The organism is Paenibacillus nasutitermitis (assembly GCF_014641075.1).
Classification (GTDB): domain Bacteria; phylum Bacillota; class Bacilli; order Paenibacillales; family Paenibacillaceae; genus Paenibacillus_Z; species Paenibacillus_Z nasutitermitis.
The window spans coordinates 574,158-587,713 of the sequence record NZ_BMHP01000004.1 but is presented as its reverse complement, the minus strand read 5'-3'; the positions used below and the strand labels follow the sequence as shown (position 1 = coordinate 587,713).

The following is a 13,556-nucleotide window of genomic DNA, read 5'->3' as shown; positions in this document are numbered from 1 at the left end:
TTTTTTTGTTTGTGGTGAATCAATTTCATAATGAGGGAAAATCGCTACACGACGTGTCGTTTGGTTGGTTTTATACAATCAACCTATTGTGAAGATTAAGCTGAATATGCAATTATGAAATTGATTCGGGTAAATGCTTATTATATTTGCTTTTTCCCAATCCATAAAGTTAATTTTTTGCAATGTTTGACCAAGGCCCCTGCAGAACTGGCTTTCGCTGCCGCTAATCTGGTAGGATAGAATAAAAAATCGAGGTGGTTCCACTTGGCCAAAAAAAACAGAGCAAAACCTGCACCCAAGGCGGATGCCGGAGACAAACCGGCAACGCTGAAGGATCTTCTGCGTCCCGATGTGCTCGAACGGTTAAAGGCGCAAAGCGATGCGCTGAAGGCTGACGAGGCCGAGGCAAAAGAAAAGCAGCGGCTGCGGGCGGAAGAAGCCGTAAATGCCGAGAAGAAACGGCTGGAGAATGATTTCGGCCATTTGCTGAACAACAGCAGTCTGGATTGGCGGAAACACAAATAAACGTTGGAGGCATTCCTTCCTGCGTATACAGCCCTATTGGCGCCGGAGTGGGTTTCTTCCCCTAATCATTCTATATGAAAAATAAGAGAACAGGTTCATGTCATCTGGGATGACATGGACCTGTTCTCTTAAGTAGGAGAGGTACGATTCATGCAATTATAAAGATTAAGACTCCTTCTTGCCTTCTTCACCTTCGATTGCGGTTAATTCCTTTGTGGATTTCTTGAATTCTCTTAATGTGGTGCCAAAAGACCGGCCAAGCTCGGGAAGCTTACTTGGGCCGAATAGGAGTAGAGCTAATAGAAAAATTAAGATTAATCCGGGTATTCCTATACTGCTTAGCATAGGACATCATCCTTTCTAATGGGAAGCTTCTTCAATCAACTCGTCAGCCCATCAACTTTCCATCCTTCTGCCCTGTTGTCACAGACTCCGCCTCATCGACTCTTACTGTTGTAGCAAATCGCCAGTTCCGGCGTCAGTCTTCCCCGCTTGCGATATAAACAATCCATTCCGATATCGATCATTCCAGTCGTCAGCAGCGTACGTTCAATGGCTACGGAAGACCGGCCGGTTATGACCATCTCTTCAATAAGCCGGGTCAAAGTGCCGAAATGGTTATAAGGACGAGCCAAATCCGAATTATGCCTGGCAGCATACGATTGTCCTCCGAGTGTACGAAGCGAGAAGGCCCATTGGTTAATGTAATTGCCCAACTGCAGGACATATCCCTTCAGGCCATCAATATAGTTAAATAAGAATAATACAGGATGCTCGACTAGCTCCCAAGGATGCCCTTCTTTATGTGAAGGGTAGGTGGAGAGCGCCTGATGCATCATCGAATCCGGCCACTCGCCCCTGTTCATTGCCTTCCAGACGTCATCGCCTTCCAGTACCTCGATGGAGGATACACCCGTTTCACCGCCACTTCGGCGTTCCGCCAAACTTTGCAGCACCTCCATACCATGGAAGCCGTAAGATTCCGTACCCAGCCAGCTGGTGACGAAGATTTCCTTAACATCTCTCAGACAGGATAAATCTAACGCAGGTACGACCGGGGCAAGCGGGATGGATGATCCGCCAAGAAAAGGAAGACCCCGCTTCGTAACCTCACGGTATATCCACATCGCATCTTCAAAATCGTAGGCCATATGTTTATCCAGAAAAATCGGAATGTGTAAGCCCTGATCATCGATCGCTTGCAGAACCTGCTCCATCATCCAGCGGCGCGGATACATTTTCTGCCCCTTGTCGTTGATCGGATATTCCCCGTGCTCCCCAATGATGATCACGCCGTCGATTGGCTGCCCTCCCGCCATAATCGTCTCTCTTATTGAAGTGAAAATACCAATTCCGCATCTGTCAGCCTCCGCCCGGCTCCTGTCATTATCAGGCATCTGGTCCGTATACAAGGAGACGACTTCTAACTGCGGGATATAGCCGAACTCTCCAAGAAGTCGGCCGATAATCATCTCCGCATGAGAATTGTGCCGGTATTCCGTCACAATTGCCGCCACTTTCCTGCTGCCTCCTGCTCCTATGCGACTCATGGCAGCTGACCCGGGTCGATATAACCATCCTTCCCAGTCAATACAACATGTCTTCCTGCTAATACGCCTGCCGCTCCTATACATCCGGCTTTGGACATCCGGGCAATATCCTCCCGAGTCAGCCGATGAAAGTAAATTGCGCTCATAATTGAAATCCCCCATCGATGGAGTATAGGGCCCCCGTCGTGTAGGAGGCAGCATCGGACAGCAGGTAAGCTGCCAATTCCGATACCTCATCCGGCGTTCCACTGCGTCCAAGCAGCGTACGTTCGCGTACGTAGGAAGAAAACTCCGTACCGAGTGCCCGCAGATTCTCCTCTGTTTTGATATCGCCAGGAACGATGGCATTGGCGCGGATGCCGTGCTCCGCATAGTCTACGGCAAGTACTTTCGTGAACTGGTTTAATCCGGCCTTCGCTGCGCTGTAAGCAGGGCACCCTCTGGTCGGACGATGGCCGAGTACGGAGGACGTATTCACAATAACGCCCCCGCCTGATTCGATCATAAGTGGAATGGCATACTTGGCTGTAAGGAAAGCACTCGTTAAAGAACCCCTGAGCACGTTCTCCCATTCATCCAGGGTCAATTCCAGTACAGGCTTCTTATGCTGCGTGTATACATTATGGTAAAGCCCGTGCAGCCTGCCGACTTTTGCCTTGATCCTGGCTGCAGCGTTCTCTACCCCCTCCTCCGACGCAGCGTCAGAGACGATTGACAAGAAACGGGATCCGTATTGTTTTTGGATCTGTACCAGATCCGGTAATCCTTCCAAGGCCAGAATATCGTGCGCGACTACGATTGCTCCACGCTGCAGAAACATTTTTACCGCCGATTGTCCAAGCTTCCCCATTGCTCCTGTTATCCATATCACTTTATCCTGAAGCATGTTCATCGCGTGCCCTTCCTTCCATACGTTCACCCTTTTAAGCCGGTCGTCGCCATTCCCTGAACGAACTGCTTCTGAGCGAACAGAAATACAATGATAACCGGCAGCGTTACAACGCAAGCCCCGGCCATAATAAGAGGCGTCTGAAATGTACTGAGGTCAGACTTAAGAAAGAGAAGACCCAGAGGGAGCGTATACATCTCCCTCTTCTGAATGTAGATGAGCGGCCCGAACGTATTGCTCCAAGTCGATATGAAAGTAAATATAGCAAGCGCGGAGAGCGCAGGTTTGGACAAAGGCATATAAATACGCCACAGCACTCCCCACGGTCCAAACCCGTCAATAAGCGCTGCTTCGAACAGTTCCTTCGGCAGGCTCTTGAAAAACTGGTGGATAAGGAAAATGCCAAACGCTCCACCGAAGAAGCTCGGTACGATAAGCGGATAATAGGTATCGAAGGCATGCAGGTTTTTCCAAATAAAATAGGTTGGAATAATGGTTACTTGCGTCGGCAGTATGAGCGTGGACAGCATCGCCCAATAGATCGGCTGTTTCAGCTTGAATTGAAACATGGCCAGACCAAATGCCACGACGGAGCAGGACAGTAGGATGCCTGTCACCTCAACAATAACCAGAAAAGTGCTGTTAAGCGTATAGCGGGCAAAATCGACTTTTGTCCAAGCTTCCTTGTAATGGCTCCAGGTCAAGGGATCAGGAATCCATTTGGGAGGAAGCTCCAGCACTTTGGCCCCCGTCTTAAAAGATGTCGCTATCATCCAGTAGAACGGGACAAACATGACGAGTGCCCCTAGTCCAAGTATGAAATAAAAAGTACATTTCCCAATGATCGACGATTTATTCATAATGGACCCACCTCTTCTCGAACTTTTTCTGGACCATCGTGAAGGCCAGAATGATAAGGAAGAGCATCCATGACATGGCCGAAGCCGATCCCATTTTGAAGGTCAGGAACGCATCGCGGTAAATAAGAATGTTCGTGGTCAGCAGTTGGTCTTTGACGATATTGGGGGCTTCCAGCATGACCAGAAACACATCGAATGCATGGAAAGCAGAGATGGACGACAAAATGAGTACCATAAACACCATTGGCGAGACCAGCGGTACCGTAATTCTGCTGAACAGCGTCCACCTGCCCGCACCGTCAATGGCCGCTGCTTCCAGCATTTCCTTCGAAATATTCTGCATGCCCGCAAGCAGGATGACCATAGAGGATCCGATGCCTTTCCAGACGTTGACGACAGCAATGGTGCCAATGACGACCCACCAGTTCGGATGATCGAGCAGCTTGAATGGACCAAGACCCACATAACCGAGAAATAAATTAACAAGACCGAAATTAGAATCCAGTATCCATTTCCACAGCAGGCCTCCCGCAATCCAGGGCGTAACGACTGGCAGAAAGTAGAGGACGCGGAACAATCCTTTGGCACGAATGGATTGGTTGAGCATATACGCCACGACTAATGCACCGAATGTTTGCAGCGGCACGAATAGGAGAGCGAAATAAAGAAGATTGCGCAAGGAGTACCAGAACGGATACTCGTGGAAAAGATTGGACCAGTTTTTAAGACCAACCCACTTGGGCGGATTAAACATATCCCATGTTGTAAAAGTCAAATAGATCGAATACAAAAAGGGATATGCCGAAAAGATAATAAAACCGATGACAAATGGCAGCGTTAGAATATATCCCCAATGATTATATTTATGCAATGCGGCCCTCTCCCTAAAGACAATGGAATATATTTACTGGTTCTCATCAAGTACAGCCTGGATTTTGTCTTGGATTTCTTTCACTGCGTCTTCAACCGGCTTGGTCAGCGAAATGATCTCTTCAAACACGGGTTGCGCAGCCGATCTCCACTCGTTCCATGATGGATTCTCGTCCAGGGTCATACCCGCTTCGGCGACGCCATCGACATACGCTTTCTTATTCAATGGCTTCTTAGTATTATCGAGCTTCGCTTCGGCGGACTTCTTCACAGGGAGTGAAACGCCGCTGGCTGCAAGAACAGCCTGCGATTCCTCGCCCAAATAGTACTTCAGAAATTCCCAAGCGGCATCCTTCACTTCCTGAGAGGCTCTGGAGTAGACGACCCAGGAGTTTGTTACGACAGGCACGACTCGCTTACCATCTAATCCTTTGGGCATTACGACTGTGTCCCAATCCAAGTCCGGATAATTATCATTGAGTCCGACCTGCCGGTTATACTGCAGGAAGTACATCCCAAGCTGATTGTTCCCAAACATCTGATGATCGCCTCCGCCCGCCTTCATCACATCTAATGTAGGCGCTGTTCCGTCCTTGATGACACTCACCCACAGCTTGAGTCCTTCTACCGTCTTCGGATCGGTTACGGTCGCTTTCGTCTTCGCAGCGTCCAGAACAGCTCCTCCAGCCGCCCGTGACCAGGGAAACCAGCCGACAGTAATGTTACTGGCGACAGCAAGGCCGTATACATCAGGCTTCCCGTCACCATTCGTATCCCTTGTAAGCTTCTTCGCAGTGTCAATCATATCTTGATACGTCCAATCCGCCGTCGGCAGAGGAACGTTGGCATCCGCAAACACTTTCTTGTTATAAGCGAGTGCCACAGGATTCAAGCCATGGGGAATGCCATACACTTTCCCGTCCGTGGATTTGGATGACAATAGTGCCTGATTATAATCATCAAGCTTTAGATCCCGTTCGATGTAAGGTGTCAGATCCTCGGCAACGCCTCTTTTCCCATATCCGAGTACGGCCGCATTTTCCTGCAGCCAGACATCCGGCGGATTCCCTCCGGCAATCTGTGCCGTGATTTTCGTTACAAAATCCGTCCACGGAGATTCGTCGATCTCCAGCTTAATATGAGGATACTTGGCTATGAAACCATCGATTATTTCCTTCTTGGTAATATCATAGCCTCCAGGCAGTCCAATCTTCAGCTTCACGTCCTTTACATCCGTCGACGTTTCCGATGGCTTCACAGTCCCTTCTTTAATGGCTGAGGCCGCCTCCGTGTCACCCTTGTTATTATCTCCATTGCCATTACTAGAGCTGCATGCGGACAGAGAAAAGGCAATGATTAATGCTAGAGCTGTATGGATTGCTTTCTTCATTCTTAATCCTCCCTATTTTGCAGATAGACTTTATTACTAATTTCCCTGCCTGCCCGTTTCACCCAATAATGGGAATTTTCCCATAGATCGTCCGTTATTCTAATGGATGGAATGGAAATGCTTACAGAAGCAACAATCCCACCCTCCCTATCCCATACCGGACCTGCAATACAATGAACCCCTTTCACGGATTCCCCCAGGTTATAAGCAATTTCTTCCTCTCTCACCTTCTCAAGCTCGCCCTTTAATAACGTGAGGGTAGAGATGGTTTCGTTCGTAAAAGCGAGCAGCCGCTCCTCCGGGTAAATGCCGTGTAATTCTTCCTCCGATATACGCGAGATGAGAATTTTGCCGGAGGCCGATCCATGCAGCGGAAGGACGGAGCCGACATTACTAGAAAATCGCAGGGGCTGAGAATTTTGCTTCTCGGCAATATAAATCACTTTATCGCCGCTGCGTATACCCAGAAAAATGGTCTCATTCAAATCGTCTACCATTTTCTCGGCCACGCGGAAAAACTCGCGGGTCAGACTTGTACTTTTCATATATTGATTCCGTATTTCAAATAATTTATATCCGATACTGAACTGCTTTCCTGTTCGATCGGTTTCCAGATATCCCCGGCTGAGCATGTTTTGCAGCAGCAGATACGTGCTGCTGGGCGGCATACTTAGAATCTTTGCGATTTCCGTCAAGTTATAACTATCCTTTTCCTCGGTAAACAGCTCAAGTATATCAAGCACACGGTCTGCAGACTTGACCTTCGGCGATTGCTGCTCCATGTTATCCCTCCTAATGCCAATCAAGCATCAAGCACCTGACCGTCCCGCAACAGCAGCTTTCTCAATTCCTCATAAGCGATGTCCTGCACTGCGCAACCGCCCTCCAGCGCCAATGCCGCAGCTGCTGATGCTGATTGGCCGAGAATCATAAAGACCGGTTCCATTCGAATCGATCCATAGGCAATATGGGAAGCGGACAGACAAACGGGTACGATCAGGTTCGAACATTCTTCCCCCTTCGGAACGATTGAACGGTAGGAGATGGGGTACGGGCCCGTCGGACTGACTTCGACATTGCCTTCATTGATAACGCGTCCTTCCACTACGAGTCTGCGGCAATTATGGGAATCCATCGTGTAAGCGGCCAATCCCACCGAATCAGAGACCGTTTGGTACCGCCGACAATGCTGCTCGGTCATCACGACATCCGCGATCATGCGCCTTGCTTCCCGTACGTAAAGCTGATGAGGCCAGCCTCCCGTTTCCTGAAATTCATCGGCCGGCAGTCCCCACTCCTTCATTTGCTCGCGGACAACAGCGGGTAGGCTATCATCGTTGGCTAAGAAATAAAGGAGACCCTGATTATAATTAACATGATCTTGAAAGATCCGCTCGCGGGTCAGATAATCACCATCCGGCCAGTCATAGTTCTGTCCAATATGGTCTGTGCCGAAGCCCCCCCAATTGTTCAGATCGCTTTTACCGCCGGGCATCTCTTTGTTAAGATGCATGACATCCCAAGCTCCGGCCCGGATGTAGCGGGCAAGCAGCTCGAACCTTGCGGGATCATAATCCGGTGGTGCGGGGTAGGGAATCCGGTTATTCGGCATCTTTGTCAGGCAAATCCGGAAGTTATATGCCTGTACAGAGCGGTCTCCCTGCCCCTGCAAACCAGGATCAACATCCATGATGCCCGGCAGCAGCCCGCTGCCCGGTTTACCTTCTACCCTATACGGATCGACCCAAGCCATGAAGTTATGTTTCGGATGTCCGAAATGAATGCCATTGAGCGTTTCCCGGTAGACAGAGTTGGATTCACGGCCAACATGATACGAGACACCCGCCCGTGCGAGCAAGTCGCCTTCATAAGTGGCATCTATGAATATAGAAGCCCTGAATATGCTGCCGTTTTGCATCTTTAGCTGTGTAATCCGTTCACCCGTTTTCTCCACATGCGCCAGATGCTGGTCCAAATAAACCGGAACCTCCGCCTTATTCAACCATTCATGATAAATGTCCGCGGCAGTATGAGGCTCGAAGGCCCAAGCCGAACCATCAGGCTCCTGGCTGCCATAATGCTGCCCTAGAGCGCGGTAGAATTGTCTGGCTATTCCCCCGATTGCTTCTTTATTGCCGATATCGGTTCTTCCCAGGCCGCTCGAGGTCATACCCCCGATATGCCGGCCGAATTCGGCAATGACAACCTTTACGCCCATGCGGGACGCCTGCAGGGCAGCTGCAATTCCTGCCGGAGTGCCGCCATATATGCACAGATCCGTATCGATGATTAGTGAATTTTCCCGGGCAATCTGCGGCTTGTAATAAAATAACTGGCTGAAATCGACCATTCTCTCCTTCTTTCCGCTGCTGTAATCAGCATGAAATAACTAACCAAACCAGCTCCAGTTCAAGGTAGTGACTTCCCATATTCCGTCATCACGTCCAAGCAGAGAAATGGATGCGCCGATTGATTCCGACATCACATTGGTAATCCCGCCAATTGGCGTCCAAATGGATTCACCCTGTTGGGTGTTGATTTGTAAGGCATAGGCAGCTTCCACCAGAAAAGTGAAGCTGCAGTTGGCTGTCGCTTTCGGCAGGATAAGTTCGACAGTTCCGGAGGAACCACGATTTGTTATTTTGTATCCCGAATAATTGAGGTTGAGAGTTCCAGAGGATGTGAACGGGACTGATTTCTGAGGTATATGACTGACCGTCACCAGAGTAGATGCAGGGGTGATAGAAAATTCGCTTGAAGTGACGCCGCTGGCGCTGCAATTGTAGTATCGAACGTCCTGAATGATTTCATTATTGTTCTGTTTGGTTGAGAAGCCGCGGGCCATAAGCGGAGGTTGTCGGTCATCTATTGCCTCGCAGTCATAGTAATAAACGTTTCCAATCGATGTCCTGACCTGCTGCGGAACGGTTGTCACGATAAAGGAGGAACCGTACCCATAAGGGTCCTCCGGGAGATTCGCGGTATTGCAGTTATAAGCAATGCATCTGACATAGGTTCTGCGTACCCCTCCCGGGGAGAAGGACAGATCGGAGAAGCCAGCATACTGCTCGTTTTCCGCCCGACAGTCAATAAGCTTAATATCACCTTTAACATCCAGGCCATAATTCATGGAATAGCCAAAAGAATTGGCGCCGGTACGGCAGTTTTGGAATACAATGTCCACCTTGCCGCTTAGCGAATTAAGCTTCACCAGATTAACCAGATATCCCCGCCCTGTATTCCCTTCCGCCACGCAGTTCAGGAACCGGATATTGCTCAGCTTCTCCGTACTTTTATTAGGCTCTATGTCTACCCCGCTCTGCGGGGCTGTTCCATTCGTACTGGTAAACCGGCAGTTCTCTACGAGCAGACCAGCAACAGAAATGACCGATAATCCCTGTCTTCGATTATTATTGGCTTTACAGTTTCTGAGCACGATATTTTTGCAGTACGTATTGACCGATTCAAATGCGCCAATGTAGAAGCCGTCGCCCCCGCTGTCGTTTGCTTGAATGTTCCCGATCACCACATTCTCTGAACCGCTGATGTCGAAGATATGCGCCTGCTCGTTATTCGGATAGGCCAGCTTATTCATCCGCAGCGTAGCTCCATTGCCAATGACCACTACATTCTTCGCATCGAGGATACGTATCAAACGTTCATAAGGAGCAGTGATCCGAAGGGTATCGATGGCCTGTAAGACGGTCCCGGATTCGAACTCAAGAACGATATTGCTTGGGATATACAATTGACCTGTTAAATAGTAGTTTGCCTGCTGCTTCGGAATGATCAATTTCTTGCCAGCCGCTGCTTGAAGAGCCGACTGCAGGGCAGCAGTATCGACAGTTACCCCGTCAGCTTTCGTACCAAACCAGGAGGCGAGCAGCGAATTTGCGTATATCCGCTTAAACCGGTTGCCATTGGCAGCTACCAAAATCGTGCCTGTGTTGTCCCCGGACACCGTATCACTCGGGTCATAGCGAAAGATGCCTTCTTGTCCGGGGTTGGTTACATAATATAAGTAATCCAGCCTGGTCTGCGTTCCTGCCCTTAACGATTCTATTGTAGCCGCAACGCACAATGGGAGGTCCGGCTTCTCCTTTCCTCCTCCGTATACACTGTCCGTAACTGACGTGCCTGAAGCAATGGTCCGCATGAAAGTGGATCCACCGGCCAATGTTACTCCTGCTACACTGAGAATGGACAGCATCTTTCTTCTACTGATTTTTTCGTTTACTCCCCGCTGCTTCACCTTCTCTGGTTCGGATGTTTGAAGATCCGTGTCTTTCATTGTCTATTCCTCCTCAAGGAATGATAGATAAAGAACGGCTTCATGATGCTTATACATTTTCGTATGTGATAGGTTAATTGTTTATTATTTCAATCTTTTTTCCTATATAACATTCTGCTGAATCGTTGTAAAATTTTGCTCTTTTTATTGTAATGAAACGGTTTTGCATATGTGATATACTGAGCGTAACTTTTCGGGAGGTGGTCGGCCTTTGGAAGCATCGAAAAAGAACGAACCTTTTGAAGGAAAACGCTTCCCTTTTCGCATGATCATTCAGAAGAGTTACCCCGATCTGGTAAAGCCGCATTGGCATGAGCACTTGGAGTTTGTGAAGGTGCTCAGCGGCCGCGTTCAGGTTTACATCGACAACCATGTATTTATAGCGGAAGAGTCCGATATTATCTTCATTAATAGCTGTCAAATTCATTCCATTCGATGTTTATCCGGAGAAGACTGTGCCATTCAAGGCATGATCTTCGATAAATTCCTATTAAGCGGAGCATTCGAGGACCCGGAATCCCGCTATATTTTCTCACACTTCATGAACTCCCGCCGCATCTGGAATCCACTCACCCTTTCAACCCTCCACCGGAGAGTATTAGATAACGCGCTGACAGAAGCCTACGAGGAATATACACATCAAGTAATCGGTTATGAATTGTCAATCAAAGCATGCCTCTACCGGATGATAACGCCGATCTTCCGCCAATATAAGCAAGAAACCTTCCGGGAGCTTGATCTCAGGAGAACGATTGAGAGCTCACTGCGTTTAAAGCCGGCCCTTGATTATATTGAAGTTAACTACGGACGGAAAATATACACCGGCGCGATTTGCAGCTCCATTAATATGAGTCCCTACCATTTCACCCGCTATTTCAAAAAAATAACCGGCGTGACGCCGGTCCAGTACATTAATCAGTATCGCGTGGATATGGCCAAACGGCTGCTTCTCGAACAGGATATCTCCATCACGGAAATTGCGGAGCGTACCGGGTTTTGTAATATTAATTATTTCGACAAAATGTTCAAGAAACTGACGGAGCTCACTCCAATAGAGTATAGGAACCAGTTCTTTCACAGTTATAAAAGCTCAGAAGCCTTAAAATGAACAACTATCCGGTCAGAAGTGACCGTGCGCAACGAAATGGTCCACCCCGTTAGGAGTCGCGAGCCGGCCGCGCTGCAGACAATGTTTGTCTGCGCCTGAAACGTTTATTATAATAAGGCTAATAAACCGAGAGGGCGTAAAGCATTGAAAAATCTGCTGGTGACCGGCTACCGCGCGCATGAGTTGAACATTTTCAACCAGAAACACGCAGGCATCCCTTACATCCAAAAAGCGCTCGCCCGGCGCCTCGTTCCGCTCATCGAGGAAGGGCTGGAATGGGTCATTACACCCGGCCAGTACGGTGTGGACCTCTGGGCTTGTGAAGTGGTGATCGCGCTGAAACGAAGCTATCCGCATTTGAAATTATCCATTATCGCGGCCTTCCAGCATCCCGAGGAAAAGTGGAATGAAGCCAAGAAGGAATATTATGAAGAGATGCGTAAAGGCGTGGACCATTACGCCAGCGTCAGCAATCAGCCTTACAGCGGCACTTGGCAGTTCGCCGCCCGGGACGATCTGTTATTCCGCAAGACGGACGGCATCCTGCTCGTCTATGACGAGGATGCCAGCGAAGGCAGTCCCCGTTTCTACAAGGAGCGGGCGCTCAAGAAGCAGCAGGACGGGGATTACCGTTACATCAACATCAGCTCGGAAGAGATTCAGGATATCGCAAATGAAGAAAGCTACGAGGATTCTTCATCCAATGAGAATGGCTAACCTAACGGCCTGACGGCTCCTCTATGCACAAAAAAGAAGCTTGCTTTCACTGTTCAGTCAGCGACAGCAAGCTTCTTCCTCATTTAAAGCGGAATATTCATCCGCGACAGCGCTCCTTCGAATGATACATCAATCGTGTCATCGCCTGTGACATAACGCCACAGCTTCGCCCGTGCCACATGGTCAAGACGCCCTTCATTGCCCTGCCACAGCTCATAGCCTCGATAAATAATATTCGCGACTTCCTCGTCGCGGTAGCCTTCCGTGTTGAACAGGCCCCGCTGTTCCTGGCTCGGCCGCAGCCGCAGCTTGAATACATACCGCGTATGATCCGTATGATTTGGCTGGGCGCAGTGCCATATGCCCTCGTGAACGAAGAACATGGTGCCCGCTCTGGATACCATCCGCTTCTGCCCGATGATGTTCTTGTAGCGCCCGATGCTGGAGGTATTGACCCGCCGCAGATGGGACCCCGGCAGCACCAGCGTCGGCCCCATCTCGTCCGGGGCATCATGGGCAAAATAAAACGCCTGGATATCAAAGCCGTATTTGCGCGTGTTGATGATCGAATCGGCATGCCATTCCTGGGCTTTCAAATGCTTCGGCTGCACAATATGCAGGGCGGAATGATCGTATACCGGGTAATCGCCAACCAGACTGCGGATAATGCCTTTGACCTGCGGCAGATCGAACACCTGCTGAATGTACTCCGATTGCTGCCAGTATCCGCGCTGCTTGACGCGTCCGCTGCGCTGCTCCTCGTCGACCAGCTTGTTCAGCTCATCCGGCACGAGATTCTCGACGTGCAAATATCCGTCGGTGATGAATGAAGCCATTTGCCTGGCCGTCAGCAGATGCTCCATGCCGATAGGCTGAGATTGCTTCTGCACGCGGTTTTCCGTCCCCATAATCATCATGAGACCGCCACTCTCCTCTCCAGTACATATTCATACGGCAAATGGCCGCTCTCATGCTCGGTTCCCCTTAGATAGGTAGGCATAGGCGCTAATTGAATCACAAACCAGCCGTCCCTCATCGCATCGATAACCGACTGGTAGGGAGGTTCATTCTGGTCTCCCGTGTTCATCTGCAGCCGGTCCTCCGGCAGCGCGCCGTCATACAGGGCCCAGGCAACCGTATGGGATTCCAGATCGGGCAAAGCTAAATGAAGAATCAACAACTGTTGTCTTTCATTGGTCATAACGTGAACTAGCCTCCTTCATTCTATGCCTCTGCCGCATATGCGCGGCAGAGTGATTGATCAAACCCAAGTTTCGTAATGGTAGTTTAAAATATGCAAATCCGGTTAATTATTATGCAGTTTAAACGTTTAGGTACAAAGCTTTTCCGCATTAA

At 49.3% G+C, this 13,556-nt stretch carries 15 protein-coding genes; 3 read left to right on the top strand and 12 right to left on the bottom strand.

Translation table 11 applies throughout. The features are described from left to right. Positions 1-264 precede the first annotated feature (264 nt). Complete coding sequence (locus tag IEY46_RS27110; RefSeq protein ID WP_188997058.1) at positions 265-525, top strand: YqkE family protein; 261 nt, start codon at positions 265-267, stop codon at positions 523-525. 165 nt (positions 526-690) lie between these two features. On the opposite strand, the gene tatA is transcribed toward IEY46_RS27110, so the two are convergent. The 10 genes from tatA to IEY46_RS27060 form a co-directional block, all read right to left on the bottom strand. Next, positions 691-870 carry a twin-arginine translocase TatA/TatE family subunit gene (gene tatA, locus IEY46_RS27105; RefSeq protein WP_188997056.1) on the bottom strand — a complete coding sequence of 60 codons (180 nt, stop codon included), beginning with the start codon at positions 868-870 and terminating at the stop codon, positions 691-693. A gap of 92 nt (positions 871-962) precedes the next feature. After that, a complete protein-coding gene (locus tag IEY46_RS27100) occupies positions 963-2,042 on the bottom strand; it encodes a hypothetical protein (protein WP_229750568.1) in 1,080 nt (359 codons plus the stop codon). Between the two features lie 29 nt (positions 2,043-2,071). After that, positions 2,072-2,221 (bottom strand): hypothetical protein, encoded by a 150-nt coding sequence (locus tag IEY46_RS27095; RefSeq protein ID WP_188997052.1) that lies wholly within the window; start codon positions 2,219-2,221, stop codon positions 2,072-2,074. After that, positions 2,218-2,967: an SDR family NAD(P)-dependent oxidoreductase gene (locus tag IEY46_RS27090; protein WP_188997051.1), complete on the bottom strand. Its 750-nt coding sequence runs from the start codon at positions 2,965-2,967 to the stop codon at positions 2,218-2,220. Before IEY46_RS27090 ends, IEY46_RS27095 begins: the two co-directional genes overlap by 4 nt. A gap of 23 nt (positions 2,968-2,990) precedes the next feature. Further along, on the bottom strand, positions 2,991-3,824 hold the full coding sequence (locus tag IEY46_RS27085) for a carbohydrate ABC transporter permease (protein ID WP_188997049.1): 834 nt from the start codon (positions 3,822-3,824) through the stop codon (positions 2,991-2,993). Beyond that, entirely contained in the window at positions 3,817-4,695 is an 879-nt protein-coding gene (locus IEY46_RS27080; protein WP_188997048.1) for a carbohydrate ABC transporter permease, read from the bottom strand. Before IEY46_RS27080 ends, IEY46_RS27085 begins: the two co-directional genes overlap by 8 nt. Positions 4,696-4,728: 33 nt before the next feature. Beyond that, complete coding sequence (locus IEY46_RS27075) at positions 4,729-6,084, bottom strand: ABC transporter substrate-binding protein (RefSeq protein WP_188997047.1); 1,356 nt, start codon at positions 6,082-6,084, stop codon at positions 4,729-4,731. Between the two features lie 2 nt (positions 6,085-6,086). Further along, positions 6,087-6,866 (bottom strand): IclR family transcriptional regulator, encoded by a 780-nt coding sequence (locus IEY46_RS27070; protein ID WP_229750567.1) that lies wholly within the window; start codon positions 6,864-6,866, stop codon positions 6,087-6,089. Between the two features lie 20 nt (positions 6,867-6,886). After that, positions 6,887-8,434, bottom strand: coding sequence for an FAD-dependent oxidoreductase (locus IEY46_RS27065; RefSeq protein ID WP_188997045.1), 1,548 nt, complete (start codon positions 8,432-8,434; stop codon positions 6,887-6,889). 39 nt (positions 8,435-8,473) lie between these two features. Then, on the bottom strand, positions 8,474-10,375 hold the full coding sequence (locus tag IEY46_RS27060) for a putative phage tail protein (protein WP_188997044.1): 1,902 nt from the start codon (positions 10,373-10,375) through the stop codon (positions 8,474-8,476). 211 nt (positions 10,376-10,586) lie between these two features. Here IEY46_RS27060 and IEY46_RS27055 point away from each other — a divergent pair, with 211 nt between their 5' ends. Continuing rightward, positions 10,587-11,483 (top strand): AraC family transcriptional regulator, encoded by an 897-nt coding sequence (locus IEY46_RS27055; RefSeq protein ID WP_188997043.1) that lies wholly within the window; start codon positions 10,587-10,589, stop codon positions 11,481-11,483. Between the two features lie 144 nt (positions 11,484-11,627). Next, positions 11,628-12,200, top strand: a complete 573-nt coding sequence (locus IEY46_RS27050; protein WP_188997041.1) for an SLOG family protein — start codon at positions 11,628-11,630, stop codon at positions 12,198-12,200. 83 nt (positions 12,201-12,283) lie between these two features. On the opposite strand, the gene IEY46_RS27045 is transcribed toward IEY46_RS27050, so the two are convergent. After that, complete coding sequence (locus IEY46_RS27045; RefSeq protein ID WP_188997039.1) at positions 12,284-13,117, bottom strand: phytanoyl-CoA dioxygenase family protein; 834 nt, start codon at positions 13,115-13,117, stop codon at positions 12,284-12,286. After that, a complete protein-coding gene (locus IEY46_RS27040) occupies positions 13,114-13,401 on the bottom strand; it encodes a hypothetical protein (protein WP_188997037.1) in 288 nt (95 codons plus the stop codon). The genes IEY46_RS27045 and IEY46_RS27040 overlap by 4 nt, the downstream gene beginning before the upstream one ends. Positions 13,402-13,556 lie beyond the last annotated feature (155 nt).

Bases quoted from the DNA above. Each gene is read 5' to 3' on its own strand.
- IEY46_RS27045 (WP_188997039.1), bottom strand. From the start codon at position 13,117: ATGATGATTATGGGGACGGAAAACCGCGTGCAGAAGCAATCTCAGCCT.
- IEY46_RS27075 (WP_188997047.1), bottom strand. From the start codon at position 6,084: ATGAAGAAAGCAATCCATACAGCTCTAGCATTAATCATTGCCTTTTCT.
- IEY46_RS27085 (WP_188997049.1), bottom strand. From the start codon at position 3,824: ATGAATAAATCGTCGATCATTGGGAAATGTACTTTTTATTTCATACTT.
- IEY46_RS27040 (WP_188997037.1), bottom strand. From the start codon at position 13,401: ATGACCAATGAAAGACAACAGTTGTTGATTCTTCATTTAGCTTTGCCC.
- IEY46_RS27060 (WP_188997044.1), bottom strand. From the start codon at position 10,375: ATGAAAGACACGGATCTTCAAACATCCGAACCAGAGAAGGTGAAGCAG.
- IEY46_RS27090 (WP_188997051.1), bottom strand. From the start codon at position 2,967: ATGAACATGCTTCAGGATAAAGTGATATGGATAACAGGAGCAATGGGG.
- IEY46_RS27095 (WP_188997052.1), bottom strand. From the start codon at position 2,221: ATGAGCGCAATTTACTTTCATCGGCTGACTCGGGAGGATATTGCCCGG.
- tatA (WP_188997056.1), bottom strand. From the start codon at position 870: ATGCTAAGCAGTATAGGAATACCCGGATTAATCTTAATTTTTCTATTA.
- IEY46_RS27065 (WP_188997045.1), bottom strand. From the start codon at position 8,434: ATGGTCGATTTCAGCCAGTTATTTTATTACAAGCCGCAGATTGCCCGG.
- IEY46_RS27070 (WP_229750567.1), bottom strand. From the start codon at position 6,866: ATGGAGCAGCAATCGCCGAAGGTCAAGTCTGCAGACCGTGTGCTTGAT.